Origin of the sequence: Microcella sp., from assembly GCF_019739195.1 — a bacterium.
In the GTDB taxonomy this organism is placed as follows: Bacteria; Actinomycetota; Actinomycetes; order Actinomycetales; family Microbacteriaceae; genus Microcella.
The window spans coordinates 1,469,598-1,491,504 of sequence record NZ_JAHHDS010000003.1 but is presented as its reverse complement, the minus strand read 5'-3'; the positions used below and the strand labels follow the sequence as shown (position 1 = coordinate 1,491,504).

Annotated in this window: 21 protein-coding genes and 1 tRNA gene; 9 read left to right on the top strand and 13 right to left on the bottom strand. The window is 68.5% G+C overall.

Features of this window, described 5'->3' with window-relative positions:
- Window position 1: 1 nt before the first annotated feature.
- Entirely contained in the window at window positions 2-571 is a 570-nt protein-coding gene (locus KL788_RS08950; protein ID WP_293170532.1) for a hypothetical protein, read from the bottom strand.
- Between the two features lie 122 nt (window positions 572-693).
- Here KL788_RS08950 and KL788_RS08945 point away from each other — a divergent pair, with 122 nt between their 5' ends.
- A complete protein-coding gene (locus tag KL788_RS08945; RefSeq protein WP_293170530.1) occupies window positions 694-1,236 on the top strand; it encodes a peptidylprolyl isomerase in 543 nt (180 codons plus the stop codon).
- Between the two features lie 260 nt (window positions 1,237-1,496).
- Window positions 1,497-2,081, top strand: a complete 585-nt coding sequence (locus tag KL788_RS08940; protein ID WP_293170528.1) for a rhomboid family intramembrane serine protease — start codon at window positions 1,497-1,499, stop codon at window positions 2,079-2,081.
- An 81-nt stretch (window positions 2,082-2,162) separates the two neighbouring features.
- Here the strand turns inward: KL788_RS08940 and KL788_RS08935 are convergent, their stop codons facing one another.
- Window positions 2,163-2,402, bottom strand: coding sequence for a cell division protein CrgA (locus tag KL788_RS08935; RefSeq protein ID WP_293170526.1), 240 nt, complete (start codon window positions 2,400-2,402; stop codon window positions 2,163-2,165).
- A 53-nt stretch (window positions 2,403-2,455) separates the two neighbouring features.
- Between KL788_RS08935 and KL788_RS08930 the strand changes: the two genes are divergently transcribed.
- From KL788_RS08930 to KL788_RS08920, 3 genes are read left to right on the top strand one after another with little or no spacing between them, the layout of a single operon-like run.
- Window positions 2,456-3,415 carry a class E sortase gene (locus KL788_RS08930; RefSeq protein WP_293170524.1) on the top strand — a complete coding sequence of 320 codons (960 nt, stop codon included), beginning with the start codon at window positions 2,456-2,458 and terminating at the stop codon, window positions 3,413-3,415.
- A gap of 21 nt (window positions 3,416-3,436) precedes the next feature.
- On the top strand, window positions 3,437-3,595 hold the full coding sequence (locus KL788_RS08925; RefSeq protein WP_293170522.1) for a hypothetical protein: 159 nt from the start codon (window positions 3,437-3,439) through the stop codon (window positions 3,593-3,595).
- 5 nt (window positions 3,596-3,600) lie between these two features.
- Window positions 3,601-4,245: an anthranilate synthase component II gene (locus tag KL788_RS08920; RefSeq protein ID WP_293170520.1), complete on the top strand. Its 645-nt coding sequence runs from the start codon at window positions 3,601-3,603 to the stop codon at window positions 4,243-4,245.
- A 19-nt stretch (window positions 4,246-4,264) separates the two neighbouring features.
- Here KL788_RS08920 and pknB read toward each other — a convergent pair whose 3' ends face one another.
- The 7 genes from pknB to KL788_RS08885 form a co-directional block, all read right to left on the bottom strand.
- Window positions 4,265-5,989 (bottom strand): Stk1 family PASTA domain-containing Ser/Thr kinase, encoded by a 1,725-nt coding sequence (pknB, locus tag KL788_RS08915; RefSeq protein ID WP_293170518.1) that lies wholly within the window; start codon window positions 5,987-5,989, stop codon window positions 4,265-4,267.
- Window positions 5,990-6,072: 83 nt separating this feature from the next.
- Window positions 6,073-7,731, bottom strand: a complete 1,659-nt coding sequence (locus tag KL788_RS08910) for a protein kinase domain-containing protein (RefSeq protein WP_293170516.1) — start codon at window positions 7,729-7,731, stop codon at window positions 6,073-6,075.
- Window positions 7,728-9,182: a peptidoglycan D,D-transpeptidase FtsI family protein gene (locus KL788_RS08905; RefSeq protein ID WP_293170514.1), complete on the bottom strand. Its 1,455-nt coding sequence runs from the start codon at window positions 9,180-9,182 to the stop codon at window positions 7,728-7,730. Before KL788_RS08905 ends, KL788_RS08910 begins: the two co-directional genes overlap by 4 nt.
- The gene (locus KL788_RS08900; protein ID WP_293170512.1) at window positions 9,175-10,596 is read right to left on the bottom strand and encodes an FtsW/RodA/SpoVE family cell cycle protein; all 1,422 of its coding nucleotides are present in this window, start codon (window positions 10,594-10,596) and stop codon (window positions 9,175-9,177) included. The genes KL788_RS08905 and KL788_RS08900 overlap by 8 nt, the downstream gene beginning before the upstream one ends.
- Window positions 10,583-11,821, bottom strand: a complete 1,239-nt coding sequence (locus KL788_RS08895; protein ID WP_293170510.1) for a Stp1/IreP family PP2C-type Ser/Thr phosphatase — start codon at window positions 11,819-11,821, stop codon at window positions 10,583-10,585. Before KL788_RS08895 ends, KL788_RS08900 begins: the two co-directional genes overlap by 14 nt.
- 3 nt (window positions 11,822-11,824) lie before the next feature.
- Window positions 11,825-12,334: an FHA domain-containing protein FhaB/FipA gene (locus KL788_RS08890; protein ID WP_293170508.1), complete on the bottom strand. Its 510-nt coding sequence runs from the start codon at window positions 12,332-12,334 to the stop codon at window positions 11,825-11,827.
- Entirely contained in the window at window positions 12,331-13,041 is a 711-nt protein-coding gene (locus tag KL788_RS08885; RefSeq protein ID WP_293170506.1) for an FhaA domain-containing protein, read from the bottom strand. Before KL788_RS08885 ends, KL788_RS08890 begins: the two co-directional genes overlap by 4 nt.
- A 120-nt stretch (window positions 13,042-13,161) precedes the next feature.
- Here KL788_RS08885 and KL788_RS08880 point away from each other — a divergent pair.
- Both KL788_RS08880 and KL788_RS08875 read left to right on the top strand, forming a co-directional pair.
- A tRNA-Leu gene (locus KL788_RS08880) sits at window positions 13,162-13,247 on the top strand.
- 51 nt (window positions 13,248-13,298) lie between these two features.
- Window positions 13,299-13,838: a YaeQ family protein gene (locus KL788_RS08875; RefSeq protein ID WP_293170504.1), complete on the top strand. Its 540-nt coding sequence runs from the start codon at window positions 13,299-13,301 to the stop codon at window positions 13,836-13,838.
- Here the strand turns inward: KL788_RS08875 and KL788_RS08870 are convergent.
- Window positions 13,809-14,792 (bottom strand): Brp/Blh family beta-carotene 15,15'-dioxygenase, encoded by a 984-nt coding sequence (locus KL788_RS08870; RefSeq protein ID WP_293170502.1) that lies wholly within the window; start codon window positions 14,790-14,792, stop codon window positions 13,809-13,811. The genes KL788_RS08875 and KL788_RS08870 overlap by 30 nt on opposite strands.
- A complete protein-coding gene (locus tag KL788_RS08865) occupies window positions 14,789-15,994 on the bottom strand; it encodes a lycopene cyclase family protein (RefSeq protein WP_293170500.1) in 1,206 nt (401 codons plus the stop codon). The genes KL788_RS08870 and KL788_RS08865 overlap by 4 nt, the downstream gene beginning before the upstream one ends.
- Before the next feature lie 164 nt (window positions 15,995-16,158).
- Between KL788_RS08865 and KL788_RS08860 the strand changes: the two genes are divergently transcribed.
- Window positions 16,159-16,524, top strand: a complete 366-nt coding sequence (locus KL788_RS08860; RefSeq protein WP_293170498.1) for a heavy-metal-associated domain-containing protein — start codon at window positions 16,159-16,161, stop codon at window positions 16,522-16,524.
- Between the two features lie 60 nt (window positions 16,525-16,584).
- Here the strand turns inward: KL788_RS08860 and KL788_RS08855 are convergent, their stop codons facing one another.
- Window positions 16,585-17,778, bottom strand: a complete 1,194-nt coding sequence (locus KL788_RS08855) for a hypothetical protein (RefSeq protein ID WP_293170496.1) — start codon at window positions 17,776-17,778, stop codon at window positions 16,585-16,587.
- A gap of 78 nt (window positions 17,779-17,856) precedes the next feature.
- Here KL788_RS08855 and KL788_RS08850 point away from each other — a divergent pair, with 78 nt between their 5' ends.
- Window positions 17,857-20,112: a heavy metal translocating P-type ATPase gene (locus KL788_RS08850; RefSeq protein ID WP_293170494.1), complete on the top strand. Its 2,256-nt coding sequence runs from the start codon at window positions 17,857-17,859 to the stop codon at window positions 20,110-20,112.
- On the opposite strand, the gene KL788_RS08845 is transcribed toward KL788_RS08850, so the two are convergent.
- Window positions 20,093-21,907 (bottom strand): GMC oxidoreductase, encoded by a 1,815-nt coding sequence (locus KL788_RS08845; RefSeq protein WP_293170492.1) that lies wholly within the window; start codon window positions 21,905-21,907, stop codon window positions 20,093-20,095. The two genes, KL788_RS08850 and KL788_RS08845, sit on opposite strands and share 20 nt — an antisense overlap.

Sequence of the window (21,907 nt, the reverse complement as noted above, 5' to 3'; positions counted from 1 at the left end):
GCTAGGCGGCAGGCGTCGGGTCGACCGTCTCGTCTTCTTCGACCCAGAGGTCGTCGTCGGCGCGCAGCGTCTGCCAGGCGGCGTAGGCGATGGCGGCCGTGGCGACAACACCGAGGCCGATGAGAATGTAGGTTCCCGGGCCGCGCTGCGGCTTGACCTCGATGAGGCCGACCCTCTGGCCCGCTTTGGTGGCGAGCTCGCGACCGGTCGACGACACCGACTTGAGAGCATCCCGAATGCGCTTGTCGCGCGCGACGTCGAGAACGGCGATGGCTGACCCGATCGCGCCCGTCACGGCGGGGATCACGTCGTCGACGAAGCGGTCGCGCGTCGCGCTCGCAGCGTGCTTGACCGAATCGACACCGGCCTCGACCGTTGGCACGACGCGCTTCTCGTAGGTGCTGCGCACGCGGGGTGCGACATCATCGCGGGCGACGCTGGCGGCTTGACGGCTGGCATCACGCAGGATGCTCGCCGCGTGCTCGAGAACCTCGCGCTGCTCGTCCCAGACGCCTTCGGCCTCTCGGCGCAGCTTCTTGATCTCGCGACGGCGCTTGCGTGACAGTTCCATGACGTCCTCCCCTGGTCGACAATGTGCGACACCACCATCCTGGCACTGATGACCAGGGCACCCAACAGGCATCGACCGAATGCTCAGGAAGCGACCAGCGCCCACCGTGCCAGAATTGGGGTATGACGATCCACACCGCTGTTGCGACCATCCACACCAACCACGGCGACATCGTCGTCAATCTCTTCGGCAACCACGCGCCCAAGACAGTCGACAACTTCGTCGGCCTCGCCACGGGCACGAAGGAGTGGAAGAACCCGGCCACGGGAGAGACCACCACCGCCCCGCTCTACAACGGCGTGATCTTCCACCGCATCATCAAAGACTTCATGCTGCAGGGCGGCGACCCGCTCGGTCAGGGCATTGGCGGCCCAGGATACGAGTTCGACGACGAGATCCACCCCGAGCTGCAGTTCACCGAGCCGTACCTGTTCGCCATGGCCAACGCCGGAAAGCGCATGGGCAAGGGCACGAACGGCTCGCAATTCTTCATCACGACGAAGCCGACCACGTGGCTGAACGGCAACCACACGATCTTCGGCGTTGTGGCCGATGAGGCGTCGCGTGCGGTCGTAGACGCGATCGAGGCCGTGCCCACGAATGCCAACGACAAGCCTCTCGACGACGTCATCATCACGTCTATCGAGGTCGTCGAGGTCGCGTGACCGATCCGGTCGGGGGAGGGCCGCGCGCCGGCGCTGACTCCGACACGTGCTACCGGCACCCGGACCGCCGTAGCTTCGTGCTGTGCCAACGGTGCGGGCGCACGGTGTGCCCGCAATGCCAGACGCCGGCGCCCGTCGGCGTGCACTGCCCGGACTGCGTCGCAGGTGCGCGGGCCGCTCAACCCCGCAGACCATCAGCCCTGCAGCGCGCCTTTCGGCCGGGCAGTCGAGTTCCGGTCGTCAGCTACAGCATCCTGGCTGTGACGCTCGTGGTCTTCGTGCTGCAACTGCTGTCGCAGGGCGCCGTGACGAACGCGCTCGCCTACTACCCGCCGTTCACGCTGCAAGAGCCGTGGCGCATGCTCACCGTGGCCCTCGTGCACAGCGACCGCTCGTTCTTCCACATTCTGTTCAACATGTACTCGCTGTTCGTGCTCGGGCCGCTGCTCGAGGCTCTCATCGGTCGAGTCCGCTTCGCGGCGACATATGTGCTCTCGACGCTCGGCGGCTCCGTCGCGGCGCTGTGGCTCGCACCGGACACCGCCATTGTGGGAGCATCCGGTGCGATCTTCGGCCTGCTGGGTGCCTTTTTCGTCATTCAGCGGCGCTTGGGCGGAACCAGCATTCAGCTCGTGGTGATCATTGCGATCAACCTGGGGCTCGGCTTCATCGTGCCGGGACTCTCATGGCAGGCGCACATTGGCGGTCTGCTCGTCGGCGCTGCGTGCGCGGCCGTGATGCTGCGCACCCGTCGCGCCGACCAGCAGCGACGGCAAGCGCTGCTGCTGGCGCTCGTCGGCGGCGTGCTCGTGCTCGCGACGATCGCGCGTTTCGCCCTGCTCTAAAGGGGCGCGGGTGGAAAGTTATCCACAGACGATTCCACAGTGGGGATAATCACACCGCTGTAGTTTTCGAGAAAGCCCCGGTCAGCGCCACCGGGTGGTCATCAAGAACCCGATGAACATGATGCCGAAGCCCACCATGATGTTCCAGGGGCCGAGGCTCGGCACCGGCCACGATGCCTGGCTCACGTAGTAGACGAGAATCCAGATAAGGCCGACGAGCATGAACCCGAACATCACGGGCTTGAACCAGACGGGGTTCGGGGCGTCGTTGCCGCGGGGGGTCTCGGGGTTCTCGGCGCTGCGCGCAGTTGACCGTGCCATGCGGTCGAGTCTAGCCCGACAGGCCGCACAGCACCTGCGCCTACAATGAGCGGGTGATTGAGAACGACCGGCCTCACGACGGTCTCTCGCCCGACGAGGCCGCTGGGCCCGGGGTGGAGCCAGAAGCGAGCGCGCCGTTGAGCCGCAAAGAGGCTCGCGAGCGCGAACGTGCCGCGTCGAAGCGCACCCGCTCGGCACAATCACGATCGTCAGACGACAGCGCTTTCGAGACCAGCCCCTCAGAGTTCGGCTCGACCGACGCGACCCCGCCAAAGGCCGCACCGAAGATCACCATCGTGGGAGTGCTCGGTGAGCTGCTGATCACCGCGGGTGTCGTCGTGATGCTCTTTTTGGGCTGGTACGTCTGGCTCGACGACATCATCTCGGGCACCGAGCAGCAGGCCGCGGGTGTTGAGGTGCAGCAGCAGCTGCAGCAGGAGTGGGAGCGGGCGGAAGCCATCACCGAGCGACCGGCGGTGGACAACGGCGAACCTGTGGTGGCTGAGCCTGCCGCGGCTGGTGAAGTGTTCGGCACGCTCATCGTTCCGCGATTCGGTGCCGACTGGGTGCGCCCGATCGCGGGCGGCATCGACCTGAGCACCGTGCTCAACAATCGACAGATCGGTGTGGGGCACTACCTCGACACGCAGATGCCCGGCGAGATGGGCAACTTCGCCATCGCCGCGCACCGCACGACCTTCGGGGCGCCCTTCGCCAACATCGCTGAGCTGCGGGTCGGCGACCTGATCTACGTCGAGACCGCCGACGGCTGGTACGAGTACGGCTTCAGAGGCCTCGAGTACGTGTGGCCAACCTACGTCTCGGTGCTGGAGCCCGTGCCACGCGAGCCGTCGGTCGAAGCAACCGATCGCTTTCTCACCATGACGAGCTGCAACCCTCGGTTCTCATCGGCCGAGCGCATCATCGCCTACGCCGTGATGGAGAACTGGTACCCCCGCGCAGGAGGCCCGCCCGCCGCCATCAGCGGTCTCGTCGAGGCGGCCGGCTCGTGAGCGCTCGAGGCGGCGACTGACGTGTACGCATCGCTCTGGCGCATTCTGCCCGGCCCGGCCTGGCTGCGCATCCTGATTTTCGCGGTGGCTGCGGTGTTCATTGTGGCAGCACTCGTCGAGTGGGTCTTTCCGTGGGCTTCCGACACCTTCCTGCCGCAAGACTCGACCGTGGAGGAGTGACGTCAGTGCGCGTTCTCGTCATCGACAACTACGACAGCTTCGTCTACACGCTCGACGGATATCTGCAGCAGCTCGGCGCTGAGACGACGGTCGTGCGCAACGACATTGTCGAGCCCGGCGGGGTCGAGCGACTCATCGCCGACTACGACGCCGTGCTCATCTCGCCTGGTCCGGGAAACCCCGCTTCGGCCGGCATCTCGATCGATGTCGTTCATGCGACGATGCGAAACGACACTCCGCTGCTCGGGGTGTGCTTGGGGCATCAGGCGATCGCCGAAGCTCTCGGAGCCACCGTGACGCACGCCGACGAGCTCATGCACGGCAAGACCTCGATGATCGAGCACGACGCGAGCGACTTCTTCGACGGGGTGCCGCAGCCGTTTCGTGCCACGAGGTACCACAGCCTGGCGATCGTCGACGGTACGGTACCAGATGAGCTGATCGTCACGGCGCGCACCGAGGGCGGCGTCATCATGGGCGTGCGGCACCGCGAAGCTCGGGTGCACGGCGTGCAGTTCCACCCCGAATCGGTGCTGACCGAGGGCGGCTACCGCATGCTCGGCAACTGGCTTGCCGAAGCTGGTCTGCCCAGCGCGCGCGAGACGGCGAACGGGCTCAGCCCGCTCGTTGCGCTCACGCCGCACGCCTGACGCGCGACTCGAACGAGGTCTAGTCTCCGTCGCCCGGCTGGCCGCTGCAGTAACGCAGCGTGACGGCCGAGCCTTGCGGTCGGTCTCCAGGTGCGAGCGACTGCGCCGTCACCGTCTGGCCCGTGCAACTGTCATCGCCCTGCACCGACACGGTCAGCCCGAGTGCGGTGAGCTGCGCTGAGGCCTCGCCGATCTGAAGCGTGCGCACATCGGGCACCCGCACGAGGCCCGTCGACACCACGACGTTGACTGTGTCGCCCTCGCGCAGCTCAGCCCCTGACTCGGGGTCGGAGCGGATGACGACGTCTTTCGCGACTGAGGACGAGTTCTCGGCCGAGACCGTGCCGAGCACGAGCCCTCGGGCCTCGAGCGCCGCCTGCGCCTCGGCGAGAGTGAGCAGGGCGATGCTCGGCACCTCGATGCGCTCGGGGCCGGACGAGACGAGCACCTCGATGACCTGCCCGGGCGAGACCGTGATGCCTGCACCAGGGTCGGTGCTGATGATCTGGCCCTCGGGCACATCAGGGTCGGTGATCGTCGTCGGCTGCGGCTGAAGCTCGGCGTCGAGAAGAATCTGGCCGCCCTCCTCGTAGGCGAGGCCCACGACGTCGGGAACCTCTACGGCGACGGAGCCGACGAGCGGAGTGCGCTCGAGCGTGAACGCCCAGAACAGCACAGCGGCCACGACGGCGGCCATGACGACGATGCCCGCCCAGATCCACGCGACGGGCGGCCTCGACTGTGTGCGGCTGCGGCGCTCTTCGTCATCATCGACGCTGAGCTGGCGCATGGCCGCTTCAGTGTCGGTTGTTGCCGCGGGGTCGATGCCGAAGAGGGTCGACGTGAAGTCGGAGCCGGTCTCGGGCCGTACCGGTAGCGCTTGGCCTGCCGCGGCCGCAGTGAGGTCGGCGCGAAACTCGCTCGCGGTTTGGAAGCGGGCGAACCGGTCTTTGGCGAGGGCGTGCAGAACGACGGCGTCGAGTGCGACCGGCACCTGCGGAGCGATGGAGCTCGGAGCCGCGGGCACCTCACTGACGTGCTGGTACGCCACGGCGACGGCCGACTCGGCCTGAAAGAGCGGGCGACCCGTGAGCATCTCGAAGAGCACCACGCCCGTTGCGTAGAGGTCGGTGCGAGCATCCACAGCCTCGCCCTTCGCCTGCTCCGGCGAGAAGTACTGCGCCGTGCCGAGAATCGAGCTGGTCTGCGCGACCGTCGCGGCCGAATCGGAGATGGCTCGGGCGATGCCGAAATCCATGACCTTGACCTGGCCGGTCGCCGTCACCATGACGTTGCCGGGCTTGATGTCGCGGTGCACGACACCTGCGCGGTGCGAGTACTCGAGCGCGGTCAGAATCTGCTCGGCGATGCGGGCGGCCTCGGCCACCGGCATCGGTCCTTCGTCGATGAGCTCGCGCAGCAGGCGGCCCTCGACGTGCTCCATGACGATGAAGGGCACGACCGACTCGGCACCCGCGGCATCGCGCACGATCTCTTCGCCGGCGTCGTAGACCCGAACGATCGTGGGGTGCGCCATGCGCGCCGCGGCCTGCGCCTCGTGACGGAACCGCGTGCGGAACACCGGATCGTTGGCGAGACTCGACTTGAGCAGCTTGATGGCCACGCGCCGCCCGAGCTTGGCGTCGGTGGCGACGTGCACGTCAGACATGCCGCCGCGCCCGATGAGCGGGCCGACCTCATAGCGCCCCGCGATCACGCGTGCGGTCTGTGCGACCTCGTCCATCGCCCCTCGGCTCTCGTCGTGCTGCTGCGGTACTCAGCCCAGTCTAGGCCGTCGAGTGGTGCTCGACTCTGCAGGCCGGTTGGCTACGGTGCTGGATCGATCGTGACGGCGAGCTCGTTCGATCGCTGCGACTGAAGCGAGTCGCACAGGGCGATGTAAGTCACCCGCAGTTGACCGCTGGCCGCGAGCGTCACGGTCAAACTCGTGGCGGACGCCGGCAGCGGGTTCGACTGCGCAGGCGTGCCGCCGACGATCGTGAAGTTGTAGCCGGTGAGCGAGAAGCCCGCGGGGCACTCGTTGTAGGTCGGCCAGTTCAAGACGACCTCACTGCCGCCCACGTACGGCCCCGAGCCGGGGTCGATCGCCAGATTTGCGGGTTGCGGTGGTGTCGGAATGTTGGTGTAGAAGAACACTGTGATGACGGCGTTCGCCTGCACGACCCCGCTGCGCGGATTGATCTGGTACGAGAGCCCCTGTTGCGCCGTCGACGGTGCGATGTTGCCTTCGACGGGGTCGAGCCGCAGCCCGAGGTCGGCGATCTTCGCGTCGATCGCCGCGCGGGTGAGACCGAGCCACTCGTCTTCGACGATGAGCACGGTGTCGATGGTCGGCGTCGGCGAGGGCGTATCGGTCTCCGTCGGCTCGGCCGACGGGGTATCGCTCGGCTCCGGTTCGGGCGGGCTCGGCTGCGCGAACACAGCGATGAGTGCGCCGACGAGCAGCACGATGAGAATGCCGATGAGAGCGACAAGCGGCCAGGTCCAGGGGCTGCGTTGCGTCTCGGTGGGCGTCGTCGGCGTCTCGCCCATGCTCGGCAGAACGCGCGTCGTCTCGTCGTTGGCCGCAGGCTGCATGACCCGCGTGGCCGCGGTTGCATCGGCGCCCGAGGCGACCGCAGGAACGATCGCGGCAGCGGCGCCAACGTCGCCCCGGCGCAGGGCCTCGGCGGCGCGAGCGAAGAGCTGCGCCGAGGCGGGGCGTCCGGCGGGCTTCTTGGCGATCGCCGCGAACACCAGGTTGCGCACGGGCTCGGCGACTGTGATCGGCAGCTCGGGCGGTGGCTCGTTGATCTGCGCCATGGCGATGGCGACTTGCGACTCGCCCGTGAACGGGCGGCGACCGGCGAGGGCCTCGTAGGCGACGATGCCGAGCGAGTAGACGTCTGTCGAGGGCGATGCGGGATGCCCGCTCGCCTGCTCGGGCGACAGGTACTGCACCGTTCCCATGACCTGGCCGGTCGCGGTGAGGGGCACCTGGTCGGCGATGCGCGCGATGCCGAAGTCGGTGATCTTCACCCTGCGGTCGGGCGTGATCAGCAGGTTGCCCGGCTTGATGTCGCGGTGTACGAGACCGGCCTGGTGCGCGGCGTGAAGAGCCGAGGCCGTTTGCGCGACAATATCGAGCACCTGATCGGCGGGCAGCACGCGCTCGCGCTCGAGAATCGTCGAGAGCGCCTCGCCCGGCACGAGCTCCATGACGAGAAAGGCGCTGCCCTCTTCTTCGCCGTAGTCGTAGACGTTGGCGATGCCCTCGTGGTTCACGAGCGCGGCGTGCCGTGCCTCGGCGCGGAAGCGCTCGAGGAACCCGGGGTCGCCGAGGTACTCCTCTTTCAAGATCTTGATCGCGACCGTGCGCCCGATGACGAGATCGGTCGCCTGCCAGACTTCGCCCATGCCGCCGATCGCGACGCGCGAGAGCAACTGGTAGCGCCCGCCGAAGGTCACACCGCTCGTGGGTCTCATCTGCTCAGCACCGCCTCAAGCACTCTCTTCGCGATCGGTGCCGCGATCTGGTTTCCTGACCCGTCTTGACCGCGCCCTCCGCCGTCTTCCACGACGACCGCGATCGCCACCTGAGGGTTCTCGGCCGGAGCGAATCCGGTGAACCACAGCGTGTAGGGGCGGTCTCCGCCGTTCTCGGCGGTGCCCGTCTTACCCGCGACGGCGACGCCTTCTATTCTGGCATTAGAGGCGACGCCGTTCGAGACTCCGTCGACCATCATTCGCGTCATCGTCTCCGCAGTGGTGCGCGTGATGGGCTGGCTCACGAGCACCGGGTCGGGCTGCTGCACGATCGAGAGGTCGGGCGCGATGATGCGGTCGAGCAGAGTGGGCTGCATCAGGTTTCCCCCATTGGCGATCGCGGCGCTCACGAGCGCCATCTGCAGCGGGGTGACCCGCGTGTCGAACTGGCCGAACGACGAGAGCATGAGCTGCGCGTCATCCATGTCTTGTGGGTAGGTCGACGCCGTGGCGGTCATGGGCACCTCGAACTGCGTGCCGAATCCGAACGCCGTCGCGTAGTCGTCGATGGTCTCTTGACCGAGCGCGAGCCCGAGCTCGGCGAAGGGGATGTTGCAGCTGAGTCGCAGAGCCGTCTCGATCGAGACGGTCTCGGTGCCGCCGCACGTGCTGCCGCCCGAGTTGGTGATCACCCGCGTGCTCAACGGAAGCTGCAGCTGGGGCGGGTTGGCGAAGACATCGGTCGAGGTGAACTGACCCGAGTCGATCGCGGCCGCGGCGACCAGCAGCTTGAAGGTCGAGCCCGGAAAGTAAAGGTCGCCCGCGATCGTGCGGTTCACGAGGGGATCGTTCGGGTCGGCCAGCAACTGGTCATAGGCCTCGAGCACGCTGCTTGTGCTGTGGGACGACAGCCGGTTCGGGTCGAAGCTCGGCGTCGACACCATGGCGAGAATGCGGCCGGTGGCGGGCTCAATCGCGATGATGGCGCCCTTCAGGTCACCCATCGCGTCCACTGCCGCCTGCTGCACCACCGGGTCAATGGTCACCTGCACCGCGGCGCCCTGCGGGCGCTGGCCGGTGACGAGCGCGCCGAGCTGGTCGAGAAACTGCTCGTTGGCGGTGCCCGTGAGAAAGTCGTTGAAGGCGCCCTCGACGCCCGTGTTGCCCTGATTGAGAGTGAAGTAGCCGGTGACCGGAGCGTAGAGCTCGGGCTCGGGGTAGACCCGCAAGAACTCGAACACCGACTCGACGGCGACCGACTCGGCGATCGGCTGCCCGTCGACCAGAATGGGCCCGCGTTCGGCCGAGTAGCTCGCATACAGCGTTCGCACATTGCGCGGGTCGGCCCGCAGCTCGTCGACCGCGAAGACCTGGATCACGCTCGTCGAGACGAACAGGGCGAGGAACATCGCGAGCGTCACGATGCTGATGCGCCGAAGCTCTTTATTCATCGTCGGTCACCACCAGTCGGGGCTGGTGCCGCACTGTGTCGCTGAGCCGCAGCAGCAGCGCGGCGATGATCCAGTTGGCGACGAGCGCCGAGCCGCCTGCCGCCAAGAAGGGAGTCGTGAGGCCCGTGAGCGGAATCACCCGCGTCACACCGCCGATGACGATGAAGACCTGCAGCGCGACGACGAAGGCGAGCCCGACCGCGAGCAGTCGCCCGAAGTCGTCGGTGCCGTTGAACCCGATACGGAACCCTCGGGCGACGAAGAGCAGGTAGAGGCCGAGGATCGCGAAGAGCCCGACGAGACCGAGTTCTTCGCCGAGGCTCGCGACAATAAAGTCGCTCTCGGCGAGTGGCACGATGTCGGGGCGGCCTTGCCCGAGCCCGGTGCCAATGAGGCCGCCGTCGGCGAGCCCAAACATGCCCTGCACGAGCTGGAAGCTGCCGCCGATCGCGTCGTAATTCTCTTGCTCGAACGCACCGAGCCATGCGGCGAAACGACCATTGACGTAGCCGAGGGTCTGCGCGGCGATGAGCGCGCCGCCCAAGAAGAGCGTGAGCCCGAGCAGCACCCAACTGAGTCGGCCGGTGGCGACGTAGATCATGACGAGGAAGAGCCCGAAGTAGAGCAGCGAGGTGCCGAGGTCGCGCTGGAAGACGAGCACCGCCATCGCGGCCACCCACACGACGAGAATGGGCCCGAGATCGCGGCCGCGCGGCAGACGAATACCGAGCACGGTGCGCCCGACCATCGAGAGCGACTCACGAGCGGTCATGAGATAGCCCGCGAAGAACACGGCCAGAGCGATCTTGCCGATCTCGCCCGGCTGGAACGAGAACGGCCCGACCTGAATCCAGAGACGGGCACCGTTGATGGTCTGCCCGATACCCGGAAGCATCGGCAGCAGTAGCAGCGCGATGCCGGCGAGCATGGCCACATAGCGGTAGCGCGCGAGCATGCGGTGGTTGCGCACGATGAGCAGCACGGCAAGAGCGATGACCATCGCGATCGCCGTCCAGACCATCTGCCGCACGCCGGCCATCTCCCAGCCCACGTAGCCCTCGGCCAGGTCGAGCCGGTAGATCATGGCGACACCGAGGCCGTTGAGTGTCACGATGATCGGCAAGATGAACGGGTCGGCGTCGGGGGCCGTGATGCGCAGCACGACGTGCATGCCGAGAGCGAGCATCCCGAGACCGGCGCCGTAGCCGATGATCGTGAGATCGAGCTCGCCGATCGCGCCGAGTTGCACGAGAGCGACAGCCGCTCCCGTGATGCCGATAGCGACGAGCAGCAGCAGCAGCTCGAGGTTGCGCAGCTTGGCCGGGGTGCGCAGCTTGATGGTGATGGCTTCCGTGACCGTCACGCGCGGTGCAGCGACGTCGACCGCGGGGCCGGCGGCATCAGTCGAGCTCATCGCGCAGCCGTTCGATGATCGAGAGGGCGTCGGGCAGATCGTCGGCGTTGATGGTCGCCTCGACCCGTTGACGCGTGAAGGGCGAGAGCTCGTCGACATCGATGCCGCTCTCGAGGTAGACGCTCGAGAGGGGGAACGGCCCGATGCCCTGCTGAACGCCCTGGAAGACTGCGACCTGACCGTCGGAGACGCCGACGAAGAAGCGCGACTGCGTCCACTGGTATCCGGCGACGAGGGCGCCGATGACGAGAGCGGCGACGAGCACGAGGCCGATCGACCAGGTGATGCGGCGGCGAACCTTGCGTCGAGCGTCTTCGGCGATGAGCTCGCGCAAGAACTCTTCAGATTCGGGCTCGAAGTGCTCGTCTTCGGGAATCGTCGCGGCCTTGAGCGGGTGCAGCAGCAGGGCCGGAAGCCGCACGCTGCGCTTGGGCGACTTGGCCGCGTAGGTGAGCGGCTGGGCGGCGGCCCCGACCATGACGGGCTGCGGCGCCGAGCTCGTCGGGGTCTCGTCGATGTCGACGATCACGACGGTGACATTGTCGGGCGCGCCCTCGTCGAGGCTTTCGTCGATGAGAGCCTCGACCGCCGCGCTCGCGTCGGAGTGCTCGACGAGCAGCTCGGCAACGCGCTCGTCAGAGACGAAGCCGCTGAGGCCGTCAGAGCACAGCAGCCATCGATCGCCCGATTGCGTCTCAACGATCTCGGTGTCGATCTCGGGGTTGAGGTCGACGTCGCCGAGCACGCGCATGAGCACCGAACGCCGAGGGTGCACCGCGGCCTCTTCTGCCGTGATGCGTCCGCTGTCGACGAGACGCTGCACGAAGGTGTGGTCTTTCGTGATCTGGGTGAACTCGCCGTCGCGCCAGCGGTAGATGCGGCTGTCGCCGATGTGGGCGAGAGCGAGGCGGTCACCGACGCGCACAACGCCGCTCACGGTCGTGCCCATGCCGGTGAGTTCGGGATGCTGGAAGACCGCCTCGGCGAGCTCGCCGTTGGCCTCGAGCAGCGCGGATCGCAGAACGCGCTCGGCCTCATCGACCGAGTCGAACGGGCGGTCGACGTGGGCGATCGACTGGATCGCGATCGCGCTCGCGACATCGCCGCCCGCGTGCCCGCCCATGCCGTCGGCGACGACAAACAGGTGGGTGCCGGCATAGCCAGAGTCTTGGTTGTTCGACCGGACTTTGCCGACGTGCGAGCCGGCGGCCGAGAGCGACGTCATGGGCTACCGTCGCAGCTCGAACGTCGTCGTGCCGATGCTGACGGGAGTGTTGGGGGGCACGGGGGTCGGGGCACCGACCTTCTTGCCCTTGACGAAGCTGCCGTTGGTCGAGTCGAGGTCTTGCAGCATCCAGACGTCGTCCCACAGCATGAGGCGCGCGTGGTGCGTCGAGGTGTAGTCATCGCGAATGACGAGACCCGAGTCGGCCGAACGGCCGATCGTGAGCTGGTCGTCGTCGAGGGCGAGCTCGAGGCCTTCTTTCGCGCCCGAGGTGATGACGAGCCGGCGGGCCGGAGGGCCGTCGGCGGCGGGCGGCGAGCTCGTGGCACGAGGGGCGGCAGCAGGAGCGGCAGATGCGGGGGCGGCGGTAGCCGCGGGGGAGGCCGCTGCGGGCATCCGTCTCACGCGCGTGCCGAACAGATCGGAGCGCAAGGCGTAGACGATCGCGAAGACGAACGCCCACATGAGGATGAGAAACCCGATGCGCAGCAGCAGCAGGGTGAGCTCGCTCATCGGCCGCCTCCTCGTGGTCGGTTTCGGGGGTCGGCCACTTCGCCGCGCTGGGCGAGCACTCGGAACAGGATGCGCGTGCGCCCGATCTCGACCACGCTATCGGGCGGCAAGACGGCCCGCGTGATCGGCTCACCGTTGAGCAGGGTTCCGTTGGTGCTGCCGAGGTCGGTTACCTGGGCGCGCTCGCCGTCCCACAGAATCTCGACGTGCTTGCGGCTCGTGCCCGAGTCATCGAGCGTGATGTCGGCCTCGCTGCCCCGGCCGATCACCGTGCGTGAGCGGGTGAGCGGGTGACGTGTGCCGCCGATGTCGAGCACGGGGCTCCACACGACCTGGCCTTTGACGGTCTGCGAACTGACGGCCACGACGCCTTCGGCGACCGAGCCGTCGCTCTCGAACGAGATGCTGATGCCGCCCGGAAAGGTGTAGCCCTGCGCGGTGCCGTGATTCTGCAGCAGCAGCGTGAGCTCGTCGATGAGCGACTCGCCGAGGTCGGTCATGCGCGCGTGATCGGGCGGAGCGAGTCGCACGTGCAGCTCGTTCGGCACGAGAATGCGGTCGCGCGAGACGACGGCCGCCTTCGTGTCGAGCTCGCGGCGCAGCGCAGCAGCAATCTCGAGCGGCTGCACACCGCTCTTGAACGTTTTCGCGAACGCACCGCCGACGGCGCGCTCAAGGCCGCGCTCGAAGCTGTCGAGAAGCCCCACCTGCGTCCTCCCTCGGCCGATGACCTTCTGATGGTAGTCGGCTGGCCTTGCTGGTGCCGCACAGCCGCCCGGGTGCGCTGTGCTAATCTCGCTGAGTTGACGAGCCTGAAGGCCCGTCGCGCGCGAGTGGCGGAATGGCAGACGCGCTGGCTTCAGGTGCCAGTGTCCGTAAGGACGTGGGGGTTCAAGTCCCCCCTCGCGCACCAGGGTTTCTTCTGGTGCGAGGTTCGACCCGCTTCGGCGTAGGCTCGGGCCTCATGGCAGCCGGCGCAGTGGTCTACACGTTCACGGGCTCTCTTGCCGATATCGATCGCGGCGTCTACGACGACCTTTCGTTGCGTGTGGCCCGCCACCCCTCCGAGACCGACACGTACATGGTCACTCGGCTTCTCGCGTACTGCCTCGAGTTCGAGGAGGGCATCGCGTTCAGCGAGGGCGTCTCGTCGACCGATGAGCCCGCCGTGATCGTGCGCGACCGCACGGGTCGCCTCACGGCCTGGGTCGAGGTGGGGGCTCCGGATGCTGAGCGCTTGCATTTCGGCAGCAAGAAGGCCGACCGCACGGTGATTTATACGCACCGCGACCCTGCGAAGGTGCTCGCGCTCTGGGCGGGCAAGAAGATTCACGAATCAGATCGCATCGTGCTGCACAGCTTCGACCCCGGCTTCATCGACGCCGCGGTCGCCGTGCTCGAGCGACGCAACACGATCACGGTGTCGGTGACCGAGCGGCAGCTCTATCTCGACCTCAACGGTGTGACGTTGAGCTCAGTCGTGCACGACCACCCGCTGGTCTGAGCCCGCGCGCAGGGCGCGATCGCCGAGGGTGACGAGTGCCATGTGGGGCACCGTCAGGGCCGCGAGGCCGATAAAGACGACGCGCAGCAGCTGGTCATCGAGGGAGGCCGTGCCGGCCGTCGCCCACAGGAACGCTCCCGCCAGCAGCAGGGGGGCGAGCGTGTAGGTCGCGACGATGAGCACCGTCAGGCGGCGGCCGTGACCGTGCTCTTCGCGGAAGCCCTCGCGCAAGTGCCGCGCACTGTGCAGCGCGCAGAAGTAGACGATGAAGAACATGAGCGGCGGGGCGAGCAGGGCGAGGGCGGCGGCCGCGAGCAACTCGATCCCCTCGTGGGGTGCTCGGCGGGCGGCGACGACCGCGGCCGCCGCCAGGGCGACGAGGAGCACGGGGCCGATCGCGGCCTGGGTCTGGGCGACGACGCGAGCGCTCTCGCCGGCGAGGGTCGCGTAGAGGTCGGCCACGGCATCCACGTCGCGAAGTGAAGGGAGGCTGAGCAGGGCCGCGCCCGTGATGAAGCGCAGGGTGAGGGGGCGCTCGCGGTTCCAATCGCTGCCGAAGTGGGCGGCCGAGATGAGCAGGAAGGCGACGAGGCTCGGCACGGATGCGATGAGCCAGAGGGCGACGACCGCGGCCGCGACGCCGGTATAGACGAGGTTGAAGACCGCGAAGGTCAGCGGCGTGCGCCAGTAGCCGAGGCGCCGCGCGATGAGCGGGTCGAGGGCGCCGTGCGGCATGCCGAGCACGGCGGCGAGGATCGCGATCGCGGCGATCTGTGCGACGAGCGGCGGCTCGGGAGTCGCGAGCAGGAAGGCGAGGGCGGTCAGCAGGGCGAGCGACAAGAAGAGGCGGGTCTCGAGCGGCACGACGACGGAAGCCGTCGTGTGCCTCGGCCGCGCGGCTGGCGTCGAGAGCGCGGGCGTCGTCGTGACCGCGGTGGGTTCGATCGACGTCATCGCGACACGCGGTCGGCGCGTGCGGCGCTCGCCGCCGCGACCAGTCGTGCGCGCTTGTCGGGCAGCTGCGCGAGGAACGGCAGCAGGGGCAGACTCACAATGATGCCGGCGAGGTCGCCGACGGTTGCACGATCGGTGAGGAACCGCAGCAGGCGCCGAGGGGCAACCCCGCGCGACATCGCCATGAAGTAGTCGGCGGTGCGCTCCGGATGCGCGCGCACAGCCTGCAAGAAGATGCGGTCCATCTGCCGCCGCACCCACGGCTCGGGCGGGTGCGGCGCAGGGTCTTCTCCCCGCGCGAGCGCATCGGAGCACCGACGCGCCCACTGCTGGATGCGCAGGAAGGCGTACCCCGAGGCATCCCGAAGCGCGCCGCCGGCGTTGCCCGCCAGCACGACGCCCGGGATCGAGGTGTCGTCTGCGGGCATGCGTCCCATCGGCAGAATGCCGCCCTCCTCGCGCACGACCGTCGCCTCCGCGAGATCCAGGGCCCCGAGCTCGGCGTCGCGCTCCGCGACCACCACCTGCTGAGCGAGCGGCACGGGGCTGAAGCGCGTCCACTCGACGAGTGCGCGCGTCGGTGACAGTGGTAGCACGTAGACAAAGCCCAAGCCGTCGGCGCCGCTGCGCATGCGGGTCATCAGTCCCACAGCGTCGGGCTCGGTGGTGAGCGCGCCGCCGTGCTCCACCTCCACCCCGCTGAAGCACTGGTACAGCAGCGCGGGCGACCGTCGCGGCCGGGTGTCGACTACGCGGCGGGCGAGCACGTCGCCGCCGTCGGTCGTGACGCGCACGCCCTGCGAGCCGTCGGTGAGCGTGATCGACGACAGGTCGCGAGCCGCGACGCCGAGCCGCAGCTCGATGCTCTCATCGCCGGCGATCTCGGCAAGGGCCCAGCGGTAGAAGTCGACACCGCGGATGTACTGGTAGCTCATGTCCGGCACGCGATGCGTGATCGGTTCGCCGTCAAGTGCCGCGTATGTCCAACCGCTCCATTGGTGGGCGACAATGTCGCGCAGCGGGTGGTGGTCGTGGTGCCAGAAGCTCCAGCTGCGGTCGTCGGCGAACTCGGTGCGCGGGTCGATCAGCGTGACCCGCAGGTCGCCGTCGCCGCTCGCGAGACGGGCCGCGAGCGAGAGCCCCGCGCATCCGGCACCGAGAATCGCGAGGTCGACGACCTCGTCGGGCGTCACAGGGGGCATCGACGGCTCCAGCGTGAGGGGGCGATCGTCGGAGCGGAGCGGCCCGACGGTGCCGACGCTAAGCACCGAGGCTGGAGGCCCGCCGCACAGCGGGTGGGGGAATGCTGGTGATGCGCGCGCGGTCGTCAAGCAGTACCCCCGGGGGGTTTGCTACCATGTGGCGCATGGAGACCACACGAACTGACCTGCTGACCGGCGCGAGCGTTGAAGCCGCGGGCGAAGCCAACCTCATGGGCGGCGGGTGCTGCGGCGGAGGGTCGTGCGCCTGCAGCAACGGCGCCGAGAGCACGACCGAGAGCGTTGCCGTGCCTGCCGCGACCGCCGGCACCGAGTTTCTCGTCACGGGAATGACCTGCGGCCACTGCGTCTCGAGCGTGACCGAAGAGGTCGGCGCCATCGACGGCGTCGAGTCGGTCGAGGTCGTGCTCAAGAAGGGCGGTGCCTCGCGCGTCACCGTGACGTCGGCCGGCCCGATCGATGCGGATGCTGTGCGCGCGGCAGTCGAAGAAGCCGGCTACCAGCTGGCCTGAGCCCAGTACGGAGAGAAGGGGCGGAGCCTGACGGCTCCGCCCCTTCTGCGTTGGTCGTGGCTAGCGGCGCGCCGGGCGAACCGTGAAGCGGCGGATCGCGATGAGCGCGGCACCGGTGCCGAGCAGCGCAGCGGCGATTCCGCCCATCAGAAGCTGCTCATCGATGCCCGCGCCGGTATCGGCGAGCTCGGCATCGGGCGCAGCGGCGGGCTGCCAGTTGCCGACGGTGACCTCGGTGGGAATGCCGCGCGTGAGGCGACCATTAAAGCTCGCAAACTCGGCCATGAACGAGGCCGGAGTCTCGGCTTCGTGGCTCGAGGCGGGGGCGGGGACCGGCATCGGAGCCAGGTCGTCTGCCGCCTCGTTTGACGTCTCGGCATCAGCAGGAGCCGAGTTGGGCAGCGGCTGCTGCAGTTCGAGCTCGGGCTCTTGCACCTTGTGGAAGAACGCGATCGCCACCGTCTCGCCTGCGGCGATCGTCGCCCCGGCCGCGGGGTCGAGCAGCACGCCCGCCTGGTCGTACCCGCTGTGACCCACCCTGGTTCCGAACAGCGGCAGGCCGTCAATGCCCCAGGCGACGCCCGCGTTCAGGGTCTCGTCGCCGATGTTGTACGACCACACGTCTGATGCTCCGAGGAGTCCCTCGTCGGCAGCCGTGTCTTGCACGATGGTCGGCTCGCTGCTGCGCACGTGACCGGTGCTCTCGCCGTAGTTCCAGTAGTACTCGTAGCTCAGCACGATGGGGGCTGCCGTGGTGTTGGTGATGAAGAACGTCATGCGGGCGAGATCGCCCGGTGCGAGCACACGCACATCAGACGTGATCGAGAGGCCCCACGGCGTCGTGAGGGTCTGGTCGCAGCTGACGACCTCGTCATCACCCGACACGGTCAGGGTCGACGACACGCACTCGAAGGGGAAGTACCCCGCAGGAATCGCCGGCTCGATGCCCTCGGACGTGCTCGCCACGTCAAACTCATCGGGGTCGTAGAAGACGGCGCCCGAGCCGTCCCAGGCGTCGCCGCCCCTGGTGATGCCGTCGTCGTATGAGGTCTCGTCGACACTCCACTCGCCACCGCCGGCGGCGATGTACCAGTTCCACGGCGGCATGTCGACGGTCTGGCCCGCGCCATTCGCGAAGGCGGGCGCCGCGACAAGTGCGGTGACGCTCGCGAGGGCGGCGATGATCGTGATGCGGGCACTGCGGCGCATGAGAAACCTCAGGGGATCGGGGTGGAAAGAAAGAAGATCCTTCACAGGGTAAACCTCGGGAGCGCCCTTCACCCACGATTCGGAGAGATTGATACCCCAGAGGGGTATGCGTACACTGAAGGCATGACCACCCACCCCGCACCATCGCTCGACCTGCAGCTCGAGCTGACGGGCATGACCTGCGCGTCGTGCGCGAACCGCATCGAGCGCGGACTCAACAAGGTGCCGGGCGTCGAAGCCACGGTCAACTATGCGACCGAGAAGGCGTCGGTGCGCGCGGCCGACGGTGCCGAGCTCGACGCCGATGCACTGATCGCGGCCGTCGCGAAGGCCGGGTACGGGGCGACGGTGGTCGTTCCGCGCGAGGTGAGCGCAGCATCCACCGCCCCCGTGTCGGCGCCGGTCGACGAGCTCGCGCCTTTGCGGCAGCGGCTGATCATCTCTGCCGTGCTGACGGTGCCGGTGCTGCTGCTCTCGATGATTCCGGCGCTGCAGTTCACGAACTGGCAGTGGCTCGCGCTGACCCTGGCCTCGCCGGTCGCGGTGTGGGGGGCATGGCCGTTCCACAAGGTGGCGCTGCACAACGCCCGCCGCTTCATCGCGAGCATGGACACCCTCATCTCGGTGGGCGTGACCGCCGCCTACCTGTGGAGCCTCTACGCCCTGTTCTTCGGCGAGGCCGGCATGCCGGGCATGACCATGACGCTGCAGCTGCTCGGGCGGCCCGAGGAGGGCGCGCACGAGATCTACCTCGAGGTCGCCGCGGCCGTGACCGTCTTCATCCTGCTGGGGCGCTACCTCGAGGCGCGCGCCAAGCGCTCGTCGCGCGAAGCCCTCGACGCCCTTCTCGACCTCGCCGCCCGTGACGCTGCGGTGCTGCGCGACGGCGTCGAAGTGCGCGTGCCGGTCGGCCAGCTGCAGCTCAACGACCGCTTCGTCGTGCGCCCGGGCGAGACCATCGCCACCGACGGCGTCGTCATCGAAGGCACGTCATCGGTCGACAACTCGCTGCTGACGGGTGAATCGCTGCCGGTCGACGTCGAGCCCGACAGCCGCGTCGTCGGCGGCACCATCAACGTGGGCGGCCGACTCGTTGTCGAAGCCTCGCGCATCGGCGCCGACACCGAGCTCGCGCGCATGGGCCGCCTCGTCGAAGAGGCGCAGACCGGCAAGGCCGACGTGCAGCGCCTCGCCGACCGGGTGTCTGGCGTGTTCGTGCCCATCGTCTTCGTGCTCGCGCTGCTCACCTTGCTCGGGTGGATTCTGCTCGGCAACTCGGTCGAGATCGGCTTCACCGCCGCGGTCGCGACGCTCATCATCGCCTGCCCGTGCGCCCTCGGGCTCGCGACCCCGACCGCGCTGCTTGTCGGCACGGGGCGCGGCTCGCAGCTCGGCATCCTCATCCGCGGCCCGCAGGTGCTCGAGCGCACGCGCCGCATCGACACGATCGTTCTCGACAAGACCGGTACCGTCACGACGGGGCAGATGGCCGTCACCTCGGTCATCGCGGTGCCGGGTGTCGATAGTGACCGGATGCTCGCACTGGCCGCCTCGGCCGAAGACGGGTCGGAGCATCCGCTCGCCCGGGCGGTCGTCGACCACGCGCGCAGTGTCGGCGTCGATGCGCCCGCTGCCGAGAGCTTCGAGTCGCACGCTGGCGCGGGTGTCACCGCCGTGGTCGAGGGGCATGCCCTCGCGATCGGCCGCGCGTCATGGCTGCACGAGGCCTGGGCGATCGAGGTCGACGCCGCGCTCATCGTGACGCACGAAGACGCGGGCGCGACGCCGATCGTCGTCGCGATCGACGGGGCCGTGGCGGGAGTCATCGTGCTCGCCGACACGCTCAAGCCGACCTCGGCACTCGCGATCGAACGGTTGCGCGCCCTCGGCCTCGAGCCCGTGCTGCTGACCGGCGACAACGCCGGTGCGGCGCGCACCGTGGGTTCGGCTCTCGACATCGACGACGTGCGTGCAGGGGTGACTCCGGCGGGCAAGCTCGACGTCATTCGGCAGCTGCAGGCCGACGGTCACGTCGTGGCGATGGTCGGCGACGGTGTCAACGACGCGGCGGCGCTTGCCGCCGCCGACTTGGGCATCGCCATGGGCGGAGGCACCGACGCGGCGATGGCGGCCTCCGACCTCACTGTGGTGAGCGGCGACCTGCTCGTCGTCGTCGACGCCATCCGGCTCGCGCGGCGCACGCTGCGCACGATCATCGGCAACCTGTTCTGGGCCTTCGGCTACAACGTCGCCGCGATCCCGATCGCAATGATGGGGCTGCTCAACCCGCTGCTCGCCGGGCTCGCGATGGCGTTCTCGAGCGTGTTCGTGGTGACGAACTCTTTGCGACTGCGCGGCTTCAGGCCCCAGGGGCAGTAGCCCGCACGGTGGGCAGGCCTAGCGATACGGGCAGGCGCAGCTCGCCCACCGCGCCGACCGGCACCACGGGCGACTGCGGGGTCACCGGCGGCACGGGCACGTAGGTCGCGCCGAGCGCAGGGCGGGCATCCGTGTCGCCGCGATTCGGCCAGAGAGCAAAGGCGCGTTCCGCCTGCGCGGTGATCGTGAGCGAGGGGTTGACGCCGAGGTTGGCCGAGATCGCCGCCCCGTCGACGACGTGCAGCCCGTCGTGCCCGAACACGCGGTGGTAGGCGTCGACCACTCCGGTCTCGGCCGAATCGCCGATGGGGCAGCCGCCGAGAAAGTGCGCCGTCATCGGCACGTCGAAGACCTCGCTGATGCCCGACTGGGCGAATCCGTTCATGTGCTTCGCCATGAGCTCGTAGGTCTCGTTGGCCTGCGGAATGTAGGTGGGGTTCGGCTCGCCGTGACCCTGGCTCGACCGCAAGCGGAAACCGCCCAAAGGTCCGCGGCCCGCGCGCACGGTGATCGAGTTGTCGCGGTTCTGCATGACGAGGCCGACGATCGAGCGGCGCGACCAGCTGCCGATGCCGAAGATCATCGAGAAGACGCGGCCGGGGTGGCGCAGCAGCTGGCCGATCCACCGCAGCCAGCGCGGGGTGCGCCCGCCGCCCGGCACGGCGACCGTGGCGAGCAGGGCGAGGGCGTTCGACCCGTGGCCGTACCGGCACGGCTCGACGTGCGTGTGGTCGTCGGGGTGGATCGACGAGGTGATCGCCACGCCGCGAGTCAGGTCGACGCCGCGCGAGTGACGCAGGGCGGTGGATGCTCCGCCGAGGGCCTCGGAGTTCGTGCGGGTCAGCTCGCCCAGCCGCCCAGAGATGCCCGGCAGGTGCCCCTCGGCCTTCATGCGGTGCAGCAGCTGCTGGGTGCCCCACGCGCCCGCGGCGATGACGACCTGGTCGGCGGTGAGCGTGCGCTCGGTGCGTCGGCCCTTGCCCGTGGTGCGCGTGGTAACGCGGTACCGTGCGCGAGCATCCCCAGATTCGCCTCGAATCGGCGGAACCTCGTCAGCACTACGCCCTTGTGGCCCAGATCTGGCAGGGGGGAGGGGCTCGAGGCGCGTGACCGTCGTCAGGGGGAAGACCTGCGCGCCAGCGCTCTCGGCAAGGTGCAGATAGTTCTTGACGAGCGTGTTCTTGGCGTTGTGGCGGCACCCCGTCATGCACTCGCCGCACTCGAGGCAGCCGCGGCGTGCGGGGCCGGCGCCGCCGAAGTAGGGGTCGGGCGCCTCGACGCCCGCGCCCTCGCCGAAGTACACGCCGACCGGGGTCAGGTGGAAGGTGTCAGAGACTCCGAGGTCGGCGGCGACCTTCTGCAGAATCTCGTCGGCGGGGCTGACGCTCGGGTTCTGCGTGACGCCGAGCATGCGCGACGCCTGGTCGTAGTAAGCGTCGAGCTCGGCCTTCCAGTCGGTGATGTGCGCCCACTGGCGATCGGTGAAGAACGCGTCGGAGGCCGGTCGGTAGAGGGTGTTGGCGTAGACAAGCGAGCCGCCGCCGACCCCTGCCCCGGCGAGGATCATGACGTCGTCGAGCAGGTGGATGCGCTGGATGCCGAGCAGCCCGAGGGCGGGCGCCCAGAAGAACTTGCTCAGACTCCACGAGGTCGTCGCGAACTCATCGTCGGCGAAGCGACGACCGGCCTCGAGCACAGCTACCGAGTAGCCCTTCTCGACGAGCCGCAGGGCGGCGACCGAGCCGCCGAAGCCCGAGCCCACGACGATCACATCGACGTGCGACGTCTCGCTCAC